This window comes from Actinoplanes sp. NPDC049599 (assembly GCF_044465625.1).
GTDB lineage: Bacteria > Actinomycetota > Actinomycetes > Mycobacteriales > Micromonosporaceae > Actinoplanes.
Genome location: NZ_JBITLX010000007.1, coordinates 48410 through 65979 on the forward strand (window position 1 = coordinate 48410; position 17570 = coordinate 65979).

At 70.3% G+C, this 17570-nt stretch carries 13 protein-coding genes; 2 read left to right on the forward strand and 11 right to left on the reverse strand.

Going from position 1 to position 17570, the window contains the following annotated elements:
* Positions 1-12 precede the first annotated feature (12 nt).
* From ACIBQZ_RS15110 to ACIBQZ_RS15125, 4 genes are all read right to left on the reverse strand, one after another.
* Complete coding sequence (locus ACIBQZ_RS15110) at positions 13-411, reverse strand: hypothetical protein (protein WP_396089189.1); 399 nt, start codon at positions 409-411, stop codon at positions 13-15.
* 334 nt (positions 412-745) lie between these two features.
* Complete coding sequence (locus ACIBQZ_RS15115; protein WP_396089190.1) at positions 746-1387, reverse strand: hypothetical protein; 642 nt, start codon at positions 1385-1387, stop codon at positions 746-748.
* A gap of 29 nt (positions 1388-1416) precedes the next feature.
* Positions 1417-4686 carry an FxSxx-COOH system tetratricopeptide repeat protein gene (gene fxsT, locus ACIBQZ_RS15120; RefSeq protein ID WP_396089191.1) on the reverse strand — a complete coding sequence of 1090 codons (3270 nt, stop codon included), beginning with the start codon at positions 4684-4686 and terminating at the stop codon, positions 1417-1419.
* 57 nt (positions 4687-4743) lie between these two features.
* Positions 4744-5151: a universal stress protein gene (locus ACIBQZ_RS15125; protein WP_396089192.1), complete on the reverse strand. Its 408-nt coding sequence runs from the start codon at positions 5149-5151 to the stop codon at positions 4744-4746.
* A 111-nt stretch (positions 5152-5262) separates the two neighbouring features.
* On the opposite strand from ACIBQZ_RS15125, the gene ACIBQZ_RS15130 reads away from it, so the two are divergent.
* Complete coding sequence (locus ACIBQZ_RS15130; protein WP_396089193.1) at positions 5263-6687, forward strand: APC family permease; 1425 nt, start codon at positions 5263-5265, stop codon at positions 6685-6687.
* Positions 6688-6690: 3 nt separating this feature from the next.
* On the opposite strand, the gene ACIBQZ_RS15135 is transcribed toward ACIBQZ_RS15130, so the two are convergent.
* The gene (locus ACIBQZ_RS15135; RefSeq protein WP_396089194.1) at positions 6691-7452 is read right to left on the reverse strand and encodes a dihydrodipicolinate synthase family protein; all 762 of its coding nucleotides are present in this window, start codon (positions 7450-7452) and stop codon (positions 6691-6693) included.
* A gap of 78 nt (positions 7453-7530) precedes the next feature.
* Here ACIBQZ_RS15135 and ACIBQZ_RS15140 point away from each other — a divergent pair, with 78 nt between their 5' ends.
* Complete coding sequence (locus tag ACIBQZ_RS15140) at positions 7531-8082, forward strand: TetR/AcrR family transcriptional regulator (RefSeq protein ID WP_396089195.1); 552 nt, start codon at positions 7531-7533, stop codon at positions 8080-8082.
* Here the strand turns inward: ACIBQZ_RS15140 and yicI are convergent.
* The 6 genes from yicI to ACIBQZ_RS15170 form a co-directional block, all read right to left on the reverse strand.
* The gene (gene yicI / locus ACIBQZ_RS15145) at positions 8068-10305 is read right to left on the reverse strand and encodes an alpha-xylosidase (protein WP_396089196.1); all 2238 of its coding nucleotides are present in this window, start codon (positions 10303-10305) and stop codon (positions 8068-8070) included. The two genes, ACIBQZ_RS15140 and yicI, sit on opposite strands and share 15 nt — an antisense overlap.
* 12 nt (positions 10306-10317) lie before the next feature.
* Positions 10318-11142: a carbohydrate ABC transporter permease gene (locus ACIBQZ_RS15150; protein ID WP_396089197.1), complete on the reverse strand. Its 825-nt coding sequence runs from the start codon at positions 11140-11142 to the stop codon at positions 10318-10320.
* A complete protein-coding gene (locus tag ACIBQZ_RS15155) occupies positions 11135-12034 on the reverse strand; it encodes a carbohydrate ABC transporter permease (protein WP_396089198.1) in 900 nt (299 codons plus the stop codon). Before ACIBQZ_RS15155 ends, ACIBQZ_RS15150 begins: the two co-directional genes overlap by 8 nt.
* Positions 12031-13341 carry an ABC transporter substrate-binding protein gene (locus ACIBQZ_RS15160; protein ID WP_396089199.1) on the reverse strand — a complete coding sequence of 437 codons (1311 nt, stop codon included), beginning with the start codon at positions 13339-13341 and terminating at the stop codon, positions 12031-12033. Before ACIBQZ_RS15160 ends, ACIBQZ_RS15155 begins: the two co-directional genes overlap by 4 nt.
* 143 nt (positions 13342-13484) lie before the next feature.
* The gene (locus ACIBQZ_RS15165) at positions 13485-14489 is read right to left on the reverse strand and encodes a LacI family DNA-binding transcriptional regulator (RefSeq protein WP_396089200.1); all 1005 of its coding nucleotides are present in this window, start codon (positions 14487-14489) and stop codon (positions 13485-13487) included.
* 55 nt (positions 14490-14544) lie between these two features.
* Positions 14545-17469, reverse strand: coding sequence for a glycoside hydrolase family 3 C-terminal domain-containing protein (locus ACIBQZ_RS15170; protein WP_396089201.1), 2925 nt, complete (start codon positions 17467-17469; stop codon positions 14545-14547).
* Between the last annotated feature and the right edge of the window lie 101 nt (positions 17470-17570).

Here is a 17570-nt window from a genome sequence, read left to right on the forward strand (position 1 = left end):
GGGGCCTTCCAGTCACGATTGAGCCCACCTTCGTCGGCACGAACGAGCGCCGGTCAAGCCCACCGCGGTGATCTGCCCGTGCACCACATCGGCGCGGATCCGGCCCCCGGGCAAGCCAACCGGTTTCACCGCACCCCACCTGCCACGGCTGGCCCACCGTCCGGCGGTGCCGGAGACGAGGAACGTTGCCACGTCGTGGCGAACGCCGTTGACGGGTTCGCCGACGTCGGCGACGCGGCCGTCGAGGTCGGCGACGAACCTGCACTTTCTGGCCGGAGATGTGTTCCTGCCCGACGACAGACCGTCATAGACGTTGTATCGGTGGCTGCGCGACGGTGTCTGGGCGCGGATCCCGGCCTTGCTGCAGGCCCGAGCGGACGCAGCCGGGTTGATCGGCCGGACAGCGAGCATGGGCTCCACCATCAGCCGCGGTCACCAGCACGCGGCCGGAACTCGCCGTGACGGTGATCGGTAGAAGGAAGCACCCGGCGACGCGCGGGTCGAGCCGGAAGACACCGGGCTCGGCCGGTCGAGGGTCGGCTGGACCACCAAGACCCATCCGCAAAGCCAGAGGATCCAAAGGCGGGGCTGGTGCCGCCCGGTGCTCGGGTCCGACCCGCGATACGACCGGCCTTCGGTGCCTTGGGCGGTCAGGTAGCGGAGCCGGATCCGGGCCGTCGGCTAGTGATCAGTCGTGGCGTAGTGCTGAGCATCGTCCGCCTGCGACTCGGCCGCTGAATGAGTGTCAGGGCCGGTCGCGCGTCTCGGCATCTGCGATCACGACGCGGGCGCGGTTGAAGAACGCGTCCAGCGCCGCCTGCTTGGCCGCTCGGTTTGGCTCAGTGCCACCGCCGCGGAGGGTTTCTTCGGCTCGCGTGTACCAGTCTTCGTAGGTGGCGAAGACGGCGTGTGCGGCGTCGCGCAGCGCCGGGTCCTCCAGAACGCCGATGTGTGGCACCGCCGCGTTGGCGGCTTTCCTGACGGCGAGTGTCGCCTGGTTCCACAAGGTGGCCCGTTGATGGCTCGCGGCACCCGCGCTGGCTTCGTCCATCGGGCGCACGCCTTCCAGCATTCCCGCGATCTCGGATGCCACTGCGGCGATCTGCTCGCGGATTCTGGCATTCCGGCCGGCCCACAGCTCCGCCGATCGGCGGTCACGCTCCGCGGAAATGGTGTACCAATGGCCGAGCGCCGCTGTCAACGCGGCGGAAGCCAGAGCGATCAGGCCGGTCACGACCGCGAGCGCCAGTGCGTTGCTTTCGGTGACCGTGCTGGTCTCGGTTCCGTTCTGAGTGACCACCGTGCGCGTAACGCCGTACCGCTGCAGCAGATACAGGACGGCGATGCCGATACCTGTGCATCCGGCGGTAGTGAGGAGCAGGAGCACGCGACGTGGCATTCGGTTGCTGCCTTTCCCTACAGGGGCAAGGGGTCGATCTCACAATCGGCGCGCAGGTACTGCTCGGCGTTGACGGTGGCGGGATGTTGGGGTCCGAGGGACTGGCGGTATCGGTGCACCGTGTCGTCGTGGATCACCTGAGCCTCACGGTCGCGGCCGAGGAGCCTCAGGTCGAGGGCAAGGTTGAGGTTGCAGGCAAGGGTGGACGGATGTGTCGCGCCGAGGACTCTGGTGGACCGGGCGACGGTGTCGGTGTCGCGCTCGAAGGCATGCTGGCAGTCGCCCAGGAGAAGCTCGTCACTGGCCAGGTTGACAGCACAGGCCAGGGTGGACGGGTGGTCCGGACCAAGCCTATGTACGAACTCGCGCAGTGTTTCGTCGTCGTTCCTGCGAGCAAGTTCGACGTCACCTTGCAGCCGCTGGACGACGGCCAGATTGACCCGGGCGGAGAGCGTGTGCGGATGGGTCGGATGGAAGACGATCCGGTACCGCGCAACCGTTCGTTCATTGAGTTCACGGGCATCGTCGAGCTCACCGTGCAGACGCATTTCCACCGAGAGGGCGAGCGCCGCCGCCATGCCCTCGGGATACTCGTCTCCGTAGCGTCGTTGGATCCGCTCGACGGTGTCCTTGGCCAGGCGCCTGGCCGCGTCGTGATCGCCGCCACAACGCCGGGCGACGGCCAGGGTGCGTGCCGCGCGTAATGCCCCCGGAGCATCCGGCCCGAACGTGTCGACGTGCCGTTGGTAGACATCCTCCGCCAGGCGCCGAGCGCGATCGTACTGACCAATTCCGCAGTAGTCGATCGCCAGGCTGTTGCGGGTGCTCAGGGTGGCCTCGGCATTGTCGCCGAACAGGTCGCCCCGCCGCCGGTAGGTGTCGTTGTCGAGGTCGGCTGCAACGGTGAATTCACCAGTCAGCCGGAGGTCCGCGGCCAACGCGTGGGCGGCGGCCAAAGTGGCGGGATCATCGGGCCCGAACGAGCGGTTGCAGGTGGCCAGGGCGTGCTGATCCATGTCTCGAGCCGACCAGAACTCGCCGGCTGAGCGCAGATCGGCAGCCACCAGGTGCATCGCACGAAGGGTGCCCTCGTCGTCTTCACCGAAGTTGTGTCGGTAGTGCTCCAGCGATCGGCGGTTGAGTTCGGCGGCCTCACCGTACTTGCCGATGGTCCACTTGACCGAACCCAACCACGTCGCGAGTTCAAGGGTCCGCGGGCTGGTCTCCCCGAGATGCGCCAAGCGAACGGCGTAAGCCTCGCCGGCGAGTTCCTCGCATCCCGCATGATCGCCCCAGTGGAAGAGGAACTGGACCGTACCCAGCACGAGGTCCTGAACCCGTCGATCACCCGACTCGACAGCTCGGGACACTCGCAGGTGGGGAAGCATCGCCTGGTAACGCGGCCACATCGCGGCGTCGGACGGGTTCTTCGGGTCGCCGTTGGCCAGCAGAGTGTGTGCGCCGCCCCTCATGGTCTCGCGTTCCGCGGGCGTCATCCGGCCGATCAGAACGACCTGCACTATGCGATGCATCTGCAAGGTCTGATGGTGGTGATCAAGGCGGGCCAGGGCGTAACGCTTGATCTCCCGGATGACGCGGCCGAGCCTGATCGAGTCGTCGAGAGCGTGGTCGAGTGGGTCGGTGATCGGCGCCGTGGGTGATCCGGCGAACAGAGCCAACGAGATCGGCTCAGGGGCGAAGAACGCGCAAACCTGGAGCAGATGCAGAGCGGCCGGGTGTACGTCTGCGAGGCGGTCCAGTGACACGTTCCAGGCGGCAGCGACCGAGGTCTCGATGTTCGGCGGGTAGTCGTCGAACAGTTCCAGCCGCTGTTGATCCAGAAGACGAAGGTACTCGTCCACGGCCATGCCCGTAGCCGCGCACCACGCGGCGGCCTGGTCGAGTGCGAGAGGCAGGTCACCGAGGGCCGCGGCCAGTCGGTCCGCTTCCTCGGTGCGCAAATCGGGAGTGCGTCTCGTGAGCAGAGCTACGCTCTCCACCCGAGAGAAGACGTCGATCTCCAGCGATGCCGCGACCAGCGCCCACTCGGGGTTCCGTGCCGTCACGAGAATCTGCCCACCCGCTCCGGCCGGGAAGTAGTGCCGGACATCGCGTACGGCCTCGGCGTTGTCGAACACGAGCAACCACGAGGGGTATGGCCCGGCTCCGGTGCTCAAGGCCTCCCGCACGGCCGGGACGGCACTCGACGCGTCCAGGCCGACGTCCAGATTCAGGCGTTGAGCGAGCCGGGTGAGCGAGGCAAGGATCTGGTCGGGATGCTCGGCCGGAATCCACCAGATCAGATCGTAGGTCTCCTTGAACCGGTGCACATACTCGATCGCGACCTGCGACTTCCCGACCCCGCCCAAGCCATGCAACGCCCGGGGAAGAACGGCCGCGTGCCCGCTCGTCACGAGCTGCTCGCGCAGCAGGTGCAGCAGATCCTCACGTCCCGTGAATTGAGGGTTCCGGGGAGGGACGTCACCCCAGATGACGGGACGCCGGATGTCGTGTTCCCGAGACAGCTTTGCAGCAGCGGTTTCCGACGCGTTCGGCGCGCCGCCATCCGCCGGATGCAGCGACGGATCGTGGCATTCGGGAGGTAGGAGTGGGGGCAGCGGATCGAGCCCAGGGGGTGGCGACGGCTCCGGTGGCGGGATCACGGCCTCGGCGGCAGGCGCCTCGGTGGTGGACACGCCGGGCCCAGGCGGTCGGCCCACACCGACTTGCTCCGCCACCGACGCGATCCAGGTACGCAACTCCGGATCATCCGTCTCGTCGGCGACCCTCGTGGCCAGGTCCAGCGCCGGCGGCATGCCGTGGTCGTCCGGCGGGCGGGACAGCAGTTCGTCGAAGTCGGACAGAAGGTCAGGAGCTGTCGCGGAGCTCCGACGCCGCGCCTCCGGCAGCCGGGTCAGTACGCGCCGGATCAGCCGTCGTCCCCGGTCCAGCTCGGCGTCGCTCAGGAGACTCTGCAGAGGTGCCGATTGCACCAGATGCTGCACCCGCAGCGCCTGGGGCTCGTTCGGTGCCATCACCGAAAGCGCCCCGGCGAGAGCACGTAGCCCGGCCGGCGGATGGAGGCACGCCATGACGATCTCGACCGCGTGAAGTCGCTGCTCCTGCCGCTCCTGAATGTCGGCGACCGGAGTGCCGTCGCGGCGGATCAGCTGGATGAACAGCCGGCGGTTCGGCAATCCCCGCATGAACGGCAGTTCGACCAGCGCCTCGACCAAGGCGGCGCGCAACTCACGAGCCGGATCCCTACGGACGGAACCGCTGACCATCCAGCCCTCCGTTCACTTTCACCGGACCGATCGCTTACTCGCCGAAGCTCCCGTGATCTACGGCCGGGTGACCACCAGGACCGGGCGGGACGCCTTCTCGATCAGCTGCAGTGGGACGCTGCCGAGCAGCCGTTCCGCCACCGCGGGCCGGGTGCTGGCGCCCACCACGATCACGTCGGTCTGCCGTTCGTCGGCGAAGTCGATGATCCGCTGGAGCGGGCGGCCGGAGAGCACCACCCCTTCCGCCACCACACCCGCCTCGGCCAGCCGGGCCACCGCCGTGTCGACGGCCTCCCGGGCGCCCTGGACGAACACGCTGCGCGGCGCCGCCGAGAAGCGTTCGAGCTCCACCGTGTCGACCGCGATCACGACGACCGTCGCGGCGGTCTGTCTGGCCAGCCGGGCCACGGAGTCGGTGATCCAGGGCTGGTCGGCGTCGGGCTTGGCAGCCAGCACGATGTGCATGTCGTCCTCCGGCAGGTGGGATCACGTGGGTCGATCCTCGCCCGCCCGCCGCGCCGGAACAAGTCTCCGCAGCGGCGAGTTCCCGCCTGATCGCTTACCGTGAGGCCAGGCATGTCGATGTGGAGGTACGCGGCTATGGCGGACGCGGGAACACGGGACAGCACCGAGACACGCGACCAGCCCGCGCTCAACCGGGTGATCGGCCCCGGGCTGCTGCTGCTGTTCGTGGTCGGCGACATCCTCGGCACCGGGGTGTACGCGCTCACCGGCAAGGTCGCCGCCGAGGTGGGCGGCGCGGTCTGGCTGCCGTTCCTGGTCGCGTTCGTGGTGGCGCTGCTGACCGCGTTCAGCTATCTGGAGCTGGTCACGAAGTACCCGCGCGCGGCCGGCGCGGCGCTGTACACGCACAAGGCGTTCGGCCTGCACTTCCTCACCTTCATGGTCACCTTCGCGGTGATGTGCTCGGGGCTGACCTCGGCGTCCAGCGCGTCCAAGGCGTTCGCCGGCAACTTCGCCGAGGCCTTCGACCTGTCGCTGGGCGAGGGGCTGGGGCTGACCGCGGTGGCGGTCGGCTTCATGACGCTGATCGCGCTGGTCAACTTCCGTGGCGTCGGCGAGAGCGTCAAGGTCAACGTGCTGCTGACCTGCGTCGAGCTGACCGGCCTGCTGATCGTCATCGGCATCGGCGCGTGGGCGCTCGGCGGCGGCGAGGGTGACCTGGCCCGGCTGGTGCAGTTCGACTCGCCGCCGGACGAGAGCGCGTTCTTCTCGGTGACCGCGGCCACCGCGCTGGCGTTCTTCGCCATGGTCGGCTTCGAGGACTCGGTGAACATGGCCGAGGAGACCAAGGACCCGGTGCGGATCTTCCCCAAGGTGATGCTGACCGGCCTGTGCGTCACCGGGCTGATCTACGTGCTGGTCGCGATCTCCGCGGTCGCGCTGGTCTCCCCGGCCGACCTCAGCGAGGGCGACGCGCCGCTGCTCAAGGTGGTGTCGGCCGGCGCGCCCGGGTTCCCGCTGTGGGTGTTCGCGTTCATCACCATGTTCGCGGTGGCCAACTCGGCGCTGATCAACATGCTGATGGCCAGCCGGCTGCTCTACGGCATGGCCAACGAGCGGGTGCTGCCCAAGGTGCTGGGCCGGGTGCACCGGACCCGGCGCACGCCGTGGGTGGGCATCGTCTTCACCACGCTGATCGCCTTCGGGCTGATCTGGTTCGCCGACCTGACCGCGCTCGGCGGCACCACCGCGCTGCTGCTGCTCTGCGTCTTCACCGTGGTCAACATCGCGGTGCTGGTGCTGCGCAAGGACCGGGTCGAGCACCAGCACTTCAAGGCGCCCACGGTCATCCCGGTCATCGGCGCGGTCGCCTGCGCGTACCTGGCCAGCCCGCTCTCCGGCCGGGCCGCCGCCGACTACCAGGTGGCCGGGGTGCTGCTGATCATCGGCGTGGTGCTGTGGGCGATCACGTACGCGACGAACCGGTTCATCCTGCACCAGGAGACCACGCTCGACCCGACCAAGCTGGAGAAGTAGGGCTCAGCCCAGCCGGCGTACCGGTGAGGTGCCGTACCGCTGGGCCACCGCCTCCTTCAGACCGCCCGGCAGGGCCTTGCTCTCGCGCTCGGCGCGCAGCACAGCGTGCTGGGCGGCGGCGTCGCGCTCCCAGGCGGCCACGCACTCCTGCGGTACGAGGTTCGCCGCCGCCACGATCGCACCGGCCGCGCCCAGCCAGCTCGCGTAGCCGAGCAGCGCGGACGCCCCGGTGTAGACGGCGAGGTCCCCGCCGAGCTGGAGCTCGTGGCCGAGCCGGGCCGGGTCGCCGCTGGAGTCCTTGACCCCGGCGAGCCCCAGCTCCCCGAGCGCCCCCACCGGCACCGGCCCGCCCGCGACCCCCGGGTAGTGATAGGCCAGCACGGGCACCCCGGCGGCGGCGACCACCCGCTCGAAGTAGCCGTGCAGGGCGCCGCCGAGCCGGGGCGGCGCGACCAGCACCGCGTCCGCGCCCGCGTCGACCGCGCCGGCGACCCGGGTCGCGGCCTGCCGCCACCAGTCCCCCGAGGCGCCGGCGATGACCGGCACGTCGGGGCAGGCGGCCCGGACGGCGGCGACCAGCTCCACGCGTTCGTCGTCGGTCAGCGCGGCGGCCTCGCCGGTGCTGCCGTTCACCAGCACCGCACGGATGCCGGCCGCGACCAGGCGGGCGGCGTGCTCGGCGGTGGCTTTCGCCTCCACCGCGGCGTCGGCGTCGAACAGGTTCACCAGGGCGACCGCGGGTCCGGTCCAGAGCGGCTCAGTCATGCCCCCAGCGTCCCGCACAACCGGCGGCGACGCGTGTCGTACGATACGGAGGGATACCCCGGTTAGGCAGGGTGAGGTATGCGACCGAGACGAGCGGACGCCGCCCGCAACTACGACCAGCTGGTCGCGGCGGCGGCGGAGGCCTTCGCGCGCGAAGGCGCCGAGGCCTCGCTGGAGGAGATCGCCCGGCGGGCCGGGGTCGGCTCGGCCACCCTGCACCGGCACTTCCCGTCCCGGCAGGCCCTGCTCACCGCGGTCTTCCACGACCGGGTCGAGGCGCTCTGCCGGCAGGCCCGGGAGTCCGCAGGCAGCGCCGAGCCGGGCACCGCGCTGACCGGCTGGCTGCGCTCGGTGGGCGCCTCCGTGGCCGGCACCCGGGGCCTGGCGTCGTCGCTGGTGCCGGGCACCGACAACGCCTGCCACCTGATGATGGCCGAGGCAGGCGACGTGCTGCTGACCCGGGCCCGCCGGGCCGGCGCGGTCCGCGCCGAGGTGTCGATCGGTGACCTGCTGACGCTGGTGGTGGCGATCTCGATGACCGTCGAGCACCGCCCGGGCGCCGACGGCAGCGAGGCCGAGCGGCTGCTCGGCCTCGCCATCGACGGCATCCGCCAGCTACGGCAGGGTTAGCTCGCAGCCGGTCTCGCCGGCGGCCACCGCGACCACCGTGTCGCCGGCCTGGACCTGCCACGGCAACGCCGCGCCCGAGCGGGTCACCCGGACGGTCGCGCCCTGCCGGGTGACCTCGAAGGTGGACCCGGCCACGGTCACGGTCCGGCTGCCCTCGGCCGGCTCGAACAACCGCAGCGTGATCCCGTCCCGGTAGTCGTAGTCCGGCCGGTCCACCCGCGCGCCGACCGGCACCACCGAGTCCGGCCGCACCAGCAGCGGCACGCCGTCGAAGCCGTGGGTCTCGTGCACCCAGCCCGGCCCCTCGACGATCTCCCCGGTCAGGTACCGCGTCCAGCGCCCGGCCGGCACGTAGTACGACGTCTCCCCGGACTCGCTGAACACCGGCGCCACCAGCAGCGAGTCGCCGAGCAGGTACTGCCGGTCCAGGTGGGTCACGGCCGGGTCGTCCGGCCAGCCGAAGACCATCGGCCGCATCACCGGCAGGCCCTCGTGGTGCGCCCGCTCGGCGGCGGCGAACAGGTACGGCATCAGCGAGTTCTTGAGCCGGGTGAACGACCGCAGCACGTCCACGGCTTCGGAGTCGAACAGCCACGGCACCCGGTACGTCTGGTTGCCGTGCAGCCGGCTGTGCGAGGAGAGCAGCCCGAACGGGATCCACCGCTTGAACACCGCCGGGTCCGGCAGCCCCTCGAAGCCGCCGATGTCATGGCTCCAGAAGCCGAACCCGGACGCCGCCAGCGACAGCCCGCCGCGCAGGCTCTCGGCCATCGACTCGTACGTGGACGAGTTGTCGCCGCCCCAGTGCACCGGGAACTGCTGGCCGCCCACGGTCGCCGAACGGGCGAACACCACCGCCTCGCCCTCGCCGCGGTGCTCGCGCAGCACGTCGAAGACCACCTTGTTGTACAGCTGGGTGTAGTAGTTGTGCATCCGTTCCGGGTCCGAGCCGTCGTGCCAGACCACCTCGAGCGGGATGCGCTCGCCGAAGTCGGACTTGAACGCGTCCACCCCCATCTCCAGCAGCGTGCGCAGCTTGCCGGCGTACCAGGCGCAGGCCTCGGGGTTGGTGAAGTCGACCAGCGCCATGCCGGCCTGCCACCGGTCCCACTGCCACACGTCGCCGTCCGGCTTGCGCACCAGGTAGCCGGCCCGCATCCCCTCGGCGAACAGCGACGACCGCTGCGCGATGTACGGGTTGATCCACACGCAGGTGCGCAGCCCCCGGTCGTGCAGCCGCTTGAGCATGCCCGGCGGGTCGGGGAAGATCCGCGCGTCCCACTCGAAGTCGCACCAGCTGAACTCGCGCATCCAGAACGTGTCGAAGTGGAACACGCTCAGCGGCAGGTCCCGCTCGGCCATCCCGTCCACGAAACTCGTCACCGTCTCCTCGTCGTACGAGGTGGTGAAGGACGTGGTCAGCCACAGCCCGAACGACCAGGCCGGCGGCAGCGCGGGCCGCCCGGTCAGGGCGGTGTACTTGCGCAGGATGTCCGCCGGCGTCGGCCCGTAGATGACCAGGTAGGACAGCGACTGCCCGGCGACGCTGAACTGGGTGCGCCCGACCAGCTCGGAGCCGACCTCGAAGGACACCTTGCCGGGGTGGTCGACCAGCACGCCGTAGCCGCGGTTGGTCAGGTAGAACGGCACGTTCTTGTAGGCCTGCTCGCTGCTGGTGCCGCCGTCCTCGTTCCAGATGTCGACGGTCTGACCGTTCTTGACCAGCGGCCCGAACCGCTCGCCGAGCCCGTAGACCGCCTCGCCCACGCCCAGGTCGAGCTGCTCGTGCACGTAGTGCTCGCCGTCGGCGGTGTCGACGACGCCCATGCCCTTCCAGCCGCTGCGGGTCAGCCGCTTGCCGCCGGCCCGGAACTCCAGGCCCCAGGCGTCGCCTTCGGCGAAACGCGCGGTGAGCGCTCCGGAGACCAGCGACCGCGACGAGATCTCCGGCCGGAAGTCCGGCTCGGCGAAGATCTCAAATTCCGGGGTACGGCGCTGAGCGCCCGCGAAGTGGCTGATCGACACCCGGACGACGTCGGGCGCCGGCGCGCTGAGCTCGACGGTGATGATCGGCGCGTCCAGGGTGTCCCCGCGCCCCTGCACCCGCTTGGCCGAGGCGTAGGCCGTCAGCGACGTCGTACCCGCCGAGGTGTCCTGGAGCTGGACGGGGTGCAGCACGGTGAGGCCGTCACGCTTGCGCCAGTAGCCGTCTGTGAACTTCATACACAGCGTCCTTTACTTGATTGCGCCGGCAGTGATGCCGCGGGTGAGAGTGCGCTGGAAGAGGAGGAAGAACAGCATCGCGGGCAGGATGCCGATCAGCGCCGAGGCGCTGGTCGTGGTGGCGTCCATCTGCCGGTCGCCCTGCAGCACGCCGAGCGCGACCGGCACGGTCTGGTTGGCGTTGGAGATCAGGAAGACCAGCGGCAGGAAGAACTCGTTCCACGTCCAGATGAAGAAGAACGTGAACAGCACCGCCAGCGTCGGCTTGCTGACCGGCACGACGACCCGCCACAGCGTCCGGAAGCGGCCGGCGCCGTCGACCGCGGCGGCGTCCAGCAGCTCGGTCGGGAACTCGGCGTAGACCGAGGAGAGCAGATACGTGCCGAACGCGCTCTGGATCACCGTGAAGATGATGATGATCGAGAACAGGCTGTCGTACAGGTGCAGGCTCTTGGACAGGTAGTACAGCGGGTAGACCAGCACCTCCTGCGGCAGCAGGTTGGCGACCAGGAAGAACACCAGGAACCAGACCCGGCCGCGGACCCGGCCGATGCCCAGCGCGTACGCGTTGAAGACCGACAGGATCACCGCCAGCACCGAGACGACCGCGCTGGTGATGAAGCTGTTCCAGAGCTTGCGGCTGAAGTCGACACGCTGCCAGAAGTCGACGATGCCGTCCCAGTGCAGCGACCTGGGGATCGACAGCGGCCCGTTGCTGGCGTAGTCGGCCGGGCTCTTGACCGCGTTGAGCGCGACCACCAGCAGCGGCGCCACCACGAGCAGCAGCAGGATGATCAGCACGATGAGCACGACGTAGCGTGCCGGGTACCTACGCATCCTGACCACGGTTCTGCAGGCGCAGGAACACGAAGGCCAGCACCACGATCAGCACCGTCAGCACGGTGGAGATCGCCGAGCCGTACCCGACCTGGGCCTTCTGGAAGAAGTTCTGCCAGGCGAAGTACGACGGCACCAGGGTGGCGTTGCTCGGCCCGCCCCGGGTCAGCACGAAGATCTGCCCGAAGATCTTCAGCGCGGCGATGGTGGTGGTCACCAGCACCACGTAGAACTCCGGCCGGATCAGGTACACGGTGATGTGCCGGAACCGCTGCCACCAGCCGGCCCCGTCCAGGTCGGCGGCCTCGTAGAGCTCGGGGTCGATGCGCTGCAGGCCGGACATGAACATGACCACCGGGTAGCCGAGCTGGAACCAGATCATCACGGCCATCACGCTGTAGAGCGCGTACTTCGGGTCGCCGAGCCAGTTGCGGCCCAGCGAGGAGAGCCCGACGGTGTCCAGGATCCGGTTCAGCGCGCCGTAGCTGGGGTGCAGGATCCAGCCCCAGACGATGCCGGTCACCGCGACCGGCAGCACCTGCGGCAGGTAGAAGCCGGAGCGGAACACGCTGGCCCAGCGCGGCCCGAAGATCTTGGCGATGTAGTCGAACAGCACCGCCGCGAGCAGCAGCCCGAGCAGCGTCGGTATCACCGCCATCGCCAGGATCAGCAGGATGATGTGCCCGAACGAGGCCCAGAACCGCTCGTCGTGGAACAGCCGGGTGTAGTTGTCGACGCCGATCCACTCCGGATCGCCGATGCCGGACCAGCGGGTGAAGCTGATGCCGACGGTCATCACCAGCGGCACCACGATCACCGCGAGGGAGGCCAGCACCCCCGGGACCAGATACCACCCGAACCCGGCGCCGTGCCGGCCTCCCTGCCGGCTCATTTGCCCAGGTCGGTGAGGTTGTCCTGGTACGGCTTGGCGACCTCGTCGAGCATCTGCTGCGGGGTCTTGGAACCGTTGATCAGCCCCTGCACGCCGCCGACCATGACGTCGTAGTAGCCCGGCGCGGGCCAGTCGGGGTAGAACGCCAGCCCGTCACTCGACGAGATCCTGGCAAAGTTGTCGATGAGTTCCTTGTTCTTCGCGTCGGTGATCGCCGCCGCGTCCGCCGCCACCGGGACCCCGCCGTTGTTGCCGAGCAGGTTCTGCACCTCGGGCTGCATGGTGATGTCGATGAAGTCGTACGCCAGGCTCTTGGCCTTGCTCTTGGTCGGCACCACCCAGAGGTTGCCGCTGGAGCCCGGGTGCAGGGTGTTGCCGGGGAACAGGAACGTGCCCCACTGGAAGTCCTTGATCTCGGTGGCGAACCGGCCGTACCACCAGGAGCCGGAGATCATGATCGGGAACTTGCCCTGGGTGAACGCCACGCCCATGTCCTCGGCCTTGATGCCGGCGGAGTTCTTGGCGATGTAGCCCTTCTTCACCCAGTCGGCGAAGGTCTGCGCGCCGTAGGTGAGCTCGGGGCCCTGGAAGTTGACCTTGTTCTTGTAGAGCTGGTAGTCGTCCACGAAGGCCCGGTTGGCCTTGGACAGCGCCAGCTCGTAGAAGATCTGCTGGGCCGGGTACTCGGCGCCGCCGACCGACAGCGGCGTGACGCCGGCCTTGGTGAAGGTGTCCATCGCCGACTCGAACTCGGCCAGCGTGGTGGGCACGGCGACCTTGTGCTTGGTGAACAGGTCCTTGTTGTAGTAGACCATCACGTACTCGCCGTAGTTGGGCACGCCGAAGGTCTTGCCGCTGCCCATGATGCCGTCGTCGTCGTACTTGGTGGTGGTCTGCAGGCTCGGGCTGAGTTTGGCGTCCCAGCCGCGCTTACCCGACTCCTCGGTGAGGTCGGTGAGCAGGCCCTGCTTGCTCAGCAGGCCGGCGGTGGCGTTGCCCTTGTTGTACTCCAGGATGTCCGGGGTGCTGTCGGAGTTGAGGATCATGCCGGCGTTCTGCTGGATCTGCTCGAAGCTCTTCTCCTCGAACTTCACCTCGACGCCGGGGTGGCTCGCCTTGAACAGCTCGATCGCCTTGGCCCAGGCGACGCCCATGGCGCTGGTGGGGCCCTCGTAGTGCCAGAGGGTCAAGGTCTTGGCGTCGGCGCCCTCATCGGCGCCGGAGCCGGAGTCGCTGCACGCGGTAAGGCCGAGGGACGCCGCCAGCAGCAGCGCGCCCACGGCGAGGGTCGATCGGGATCTGACCATGCCGTCCTCCCAGGGGTGACCGGTATCGTCGAAGCGCTTCGACGAAGAACCCGATTGAGTGTCGAAGCGCTTCGACGATGGGGCTGGGGCAGACGCTAGGGAACGGCTCGCCCAGATGTCAACAGTGTGACGGGGGGATTTCCTCAGCCGCGGGAAGAGCAGCTGTCCCGCTCGACGATCGTCGGCGGCAGCAGCCGGGTGCCCGGCGTGCGGCGGCCGTCGAGCAGGTTCATCGCGGTCTCCACGGCGAGCGTGCCGACGTCGTGCGCCGGGATGTCGGCCGAGGTCAGCCGCACCGGCAGGCCGACGGCGACGTCCCGGGGGCAGATCGCCACGATGGACAGGTCCTCGGGCACCTGGCGGCCGCCGGCGCGCAGCGCCTCCAGCAGCGGCATCAGCGCCTCCTCGTTGTGCACCACCAGCGCCGAGACGCCGGGCAGCTCGGCATCGATCTCGGCCAGGCACTCGCGCACCCCGGCGGCGCCCGGCCCGCACGGATGCGCCACGGTCTCCAGGCCCAGCTCCGCCGACGCCTCGGTGAAGCCGGTCAGGAACCGCGAGGCGTAGGTGGTGCCGCGCTCGTACACCGCGGGTGAGGGGCCGACCAGGGCGATCCGGCGGTGCCCGTGGCCGGCCAGGTGGCGCAGGCACTCGGCGGCGGTGGCGGCGAAATCCAGGTCGACGCAGGCGATGCCGGCCGCGTCGTCGGGCAGCCCGATCAGCACCGACGGCTGCTTGAGCCGGCCCAGCGCCGGGATGCGCACGTCGTCGCGCTCCACGTCCATCACGATCAGCGCGTCGACCATGGTGGCGCCGGCCACCCGTTCCAGCCCGGCGGTGCCCTCGTCCTTGGTCAGCAGCAGCACGTCGTGGTTGTAGGTGCGGGCGGCGGTCACCACCGCGGTGACGAACTGCATGATGACCGGCACGCTCACGTCCACCCGCAGCGGCACCACCAGCGCCAGCACGCTGGTGCGGCTGCTGGCCAGCGCGCGGGCGCCGGCGTGCGGGTAGTAGCCCAGCTCGGCGATCGCCGCCTTCACCCGGGCCTGGGTCTCCGCGGAGATCGGCCGGCGGCCGCTGAGCACGTAGGAGACCGTGCTCATCGACACGCCCGCCGCCCGGGCGACATCGCTGATCGTCGGCATCGCCCCTCCCCCGGTCCGTCGCTGCTGGCCTGCCGATCCTACTGACCGCGCGCGGTCACCCGGCCCGGAAGGTGGCCAGCCGCACGCCCGCGCCGAGCACGAGGTAGACGTCGTGCCGCCCGGCGACCCGGTCCAGCCGCGCTGTGGCCGTGGCGTAGGTGTACTTGTCCGCGGTGCCGGCCACGGTGGCCGTGCCGAGCAGCCGTCCCGTCGGTGAGCCCAGCCGGACCTCCACGGTGCCGCTGCCCGCGACCCGGGCGGTGAAGGCGGGGCCGAGACGCGCGTCCTTGAACGCGATCCAGCCGCCGCTCACGGCGGTGCCGCGCGCCTTGCTCTCGTCCACCAGCAGAGCCCCCCGGTACGCGTCGAAGCTCTCGGCGCGCGTCGTGCGGGTCAGGTCCCGGGCCGGGACGGTCTCGCCCCGCACCGCCAGCGTGGCCCGTTGCCGGATGTCCGCGGACGAGGCACCGGCGAGCAGGTCGTGCACGGAGTTCTCCACCACGAAGCGCTCCCGGGTGACGTCCCAGTGGGCCAGGTCGGCGCGCGCGAACCGCAGCGTGACGGTCCGGGTGGCGCCGGGCGCGAGGCGCACCCGTTCGAACGCCCGCAGCTGCTTGACCGGCTGCGCGACCCGGGAGCTGCGCTGGTGGCTGTAGAGCTGGACCACCTCGTCGCCGGCCCGGGCGCCGGTGTTGGTCACGTCCAGGCGCACGGTCACCGTGGCGCCGGTGGCCCGGACCCGCAGCGGCGAGTAGCGGAACGTGGTGTAGGAGAGCCCGTGGCCGAACGCGTACAGCGGCTGCTGCTTGCTGTAGAGGTAGGTCTGCCCGGAGCTGATGATGTCGTAGTCCAGCAGGTCGGCGGGGAGCTGGCCGTCCGAGCGCGGCCAGGTCTGGGTGACCCGGCCGGCCGGGTTGACGGCGCCGAACAGCACGTCCGCCACGGCGTGTCCGGTCTCCGCGCCGGCGTGGGTGGTCCACAGGATCGCCGGCACGTGCCGCTGCTCCCAGGCGATCGAGTCCGGGTAGCTGGTCTGCAGCACCACGGTGGTCCGCGGGTTGGCCGCCAGCACCGCCTCGACCAGCGCGTGCTGGCTGCCGGCCAGCGCGGTCGTGGTGCGGTCCTTGGCCTCCCGGCCGGCGATGAACGGGTTGCTGCCGACCACCACGACCGCGGCGTCGGCGCCCCTGGCGGCGGCGACGGCCCGCTCGACGCCGCTGCTGAGCACCTCGCGGGTGAAGTGCGCGGCGCCCTCGGCGGTGGCGGAGCCCAGCGTCAGCCTGCCGTCCGCGCCCACGGTGACGTAGGTGTTCGCGCCGAACCAGCTCTCCCTGGTCTCGTACCCGGCGTAGTGCAGGACGTAGCTGCCGTCGGCCTGCCGTTCGAGCTTGAACTGCTGCTGCACGAACCAGCCGGCCGGCTGGTCGTCGCGGGTCACGAACGGCCCCCAGTTGTAGCCGAGCAGCTTGCCGGTGCCGACGTTGCGCAGGGTGGCGACGCCCTCGCCCCACTCGACCAGGTCGAACTGGGCCGCGGCGCCGGCCGTCGCGCCGGTGGCGGTGACCGCGTCGGCGTCGGTGCTGCCGGTCGCGGTCACGTACCGGCCGGTGGCGGTGTCCTTGAGCGCGATCCGGTCGGCGCCGTCGCTGCTGGTCACGCTGCCCGCGCGCGCCCGGATGCCGGCCAGCGTGCTGACCTCGTACGGCAGCTTGCCGCCGTACCAGTCGGTGTAGAGCGTGTCGGCCAGCGGGCCGACCACGGCGACCTTGCCGCCCGGCTTGAGCGGCAGCGCGTTGCGGGAGTTCTTCAGCAGGACCGCGGCCTTGCCGGCGGTCTCGCGGGCCAGCTCGCGGTGCGCCGGGCTGTTGATGACATCCGCGCCGATCGCCGCGTACGGGCCGCCGTCCGGGTCGAACTCGCCGAGCCGGAACCGGATGCTCAGCGCGTGCCCGGCCGCCGCGTCCACGTCGGACTCCGCCAGCAGCCCCCGGGCGAGCGCCTCCTTGACCGCGGTCACGGTGGGCGTGCCGTTGCCGTCGTCGACGGTGAAGCTGTCCAGCCCGGCCTTGAGCACGGCGGCGTCCGCCTCCGGCTGGGTGGCGAAGTACTGCTGCGACCGCGTCAGGTTGTACGGCGCCCCGGCGTCGCTGACGTTGAACAGCGGCCGCTGCGACCAGCCCCGGACCAGCCCGCCCAGGTCGGGGTCCACAGTGGCCGGCCGGCCGTTGATGAGGTTGTAGGAGGCCATCACGCCGGTTGCGGCGCCCGCCTGCAGCGGGATCCGGTACGCCGGGCGCTCGTACTCGTTGAGCACCCGCTGCGGCACGTTGGACGAGGTGACGTCGCGCCCGGCCTCGTTGTTGTACGCCGCGTAGTGCTTGAGCGTCGGCGCGGTCTTCAGGTGGTCGGGATCGTCACCCTGCAGCCCGGTGCCGTACGCGGTGGCGACCGCGCCGGTCAGCAGCGGGTCCTCGGAGTAGCCCTCCTCGTTGCGGCCCCACCGGGGGTCCCGCAGCGGGTTCACCACCGGCGCCCACAGGTTGAGCCCGAACACCCGCGGGTTCTGCGCGTGGTAGCCGCGGGCCTCGTCGCCGACCGCCGCGCCGACCCGGCGCAGCAGGGCCGGGTCCCAGGTGCTGGCCAGCCCGACGGCCTGCGGGAAGACGGTGCCCTGGGCCAGCACCTGGGCGCCGCCGGCGTTGATGTCGTTGGACCAGGCCACCCCGTGCAGCGCCTCGGTGCCGGCCTTGAACAGCCCGATCCCGAGCCGTGGGACGGCCGGCTGGTACTGGTGCAGCAGCGAGATCTTCTCGTCCAGGGTGAGCCGGCCGACCAGGTCGGCGACCCGGGCGTCCAGGGCCAGGCCCGGGTCCCGGAACGGGTAGGCCGGTGCGGCGGCGGCCGCGGCGGGCACCGACGGCGCCGTCAGCACCGCGAGCACAACCGCGGCCAGGGCACGCCGGAGGGATCTGTTCCGCATGTGTCTCTCCCGATCGGAGCCGTTCCGGAGGGTTATCGAAGCGCTTCGACGATCGCCCGCGGCGAACGCCAAGAAAGAGGCGGGAATGAATACCGACCATA

Excerpts from the sequence above, each read along its gene's own strand:
- ACIBQZ_RS15135 (WP_396089194.1), bottom strand. The coding sequence starts at position 7,452 with ATGACTGAGCCGCTCTGGACCGGACCCGCGGTCGCCCTGGTGAACCTG.
- ACIBQZ_RS15155 (WP_396089198.1), bottom strand. The coding sequence starts at position 12,034 with ATGAGCCGGCAGGGAGGCCGGCACGGCGCCGGGTTCGGGTGGTATCTG.
- ACIBQZ_RS15130 (WP_396089193.1), top strand. The coding sequence starts at position 5,263 with ATGTCGATGTGGAGGTACGCGGCTATGGCGGACGCGGGAACACGGGAC.
- ACIBQZ_RS15170 (WP_396089201.1), bottom strand. The coding sequence starts at position 17,469 with ATGCGGAACAGATCCCTCCGGCGTGCCCTGGCCGCGGTTGTGCTCGCG.
- ACIBQZ_RS15160 (WP_396089199.1), bottom strand. The coding sequence starts at position 13,341 with ATGGTCAGATCCCGATCGACCCTCGCCGTGGGCGCGCTGCTGCTGGCG.
- ACIBQZ_RS15165 (WP_396089200.1), bottom strand. The coding sequence starts at position 14,489 with ATGCCGACGATCAGCGATGTCGCCCGGGCGGCGGGCGTGTCGATGAGC.
- ACIBQZ_RS15125 (WP_396089192.1), bottom strand. The coding sequence starts at position 5,151 with ATGCACATCGTGCTGGCTGCCAAGCCCGACGCCGACCAGCCCTGGATC.
- fxsT (WP_396089191.1), bottom strand. The coding sequence starts at position 4,686 with ATGGTCAGCGGTTCCGTCCGTAGGGATCCGGCTCGTGAGTTGCGCGCC.
- yicI (WP_396089196.1), bottom strand. The coding sequence starts at position 10,305 with ATGAAGTTCACAGACGGCTACTGGCGCAAGCGTGACGGCCTCACCGTG.
- ACIBQZ_RS15150 (WP_396089197.1), bottom strand. The coding sequence starts at position 11,142 with ATGCGTAGGTACCCGGCACGCTACGTCGTGCTCATCGTGCTGATCATC.
- ACIBQZ_RS15110 (WP_396089189.1), bottom strand. The coding sequence starts at position 411 with ATGCTCGCTGTCCGGCCGATCAACCCGGCTGCGTCCGCTCGGGCCTGC.
- ACIBQZ_RS15140 (WP_396089195.1), top strand. The coding sequence starts at position 7,531 with ATGCGACCGAGACGAGCGGACGCCGCCCGCAACTACGACCAGCTGGTC.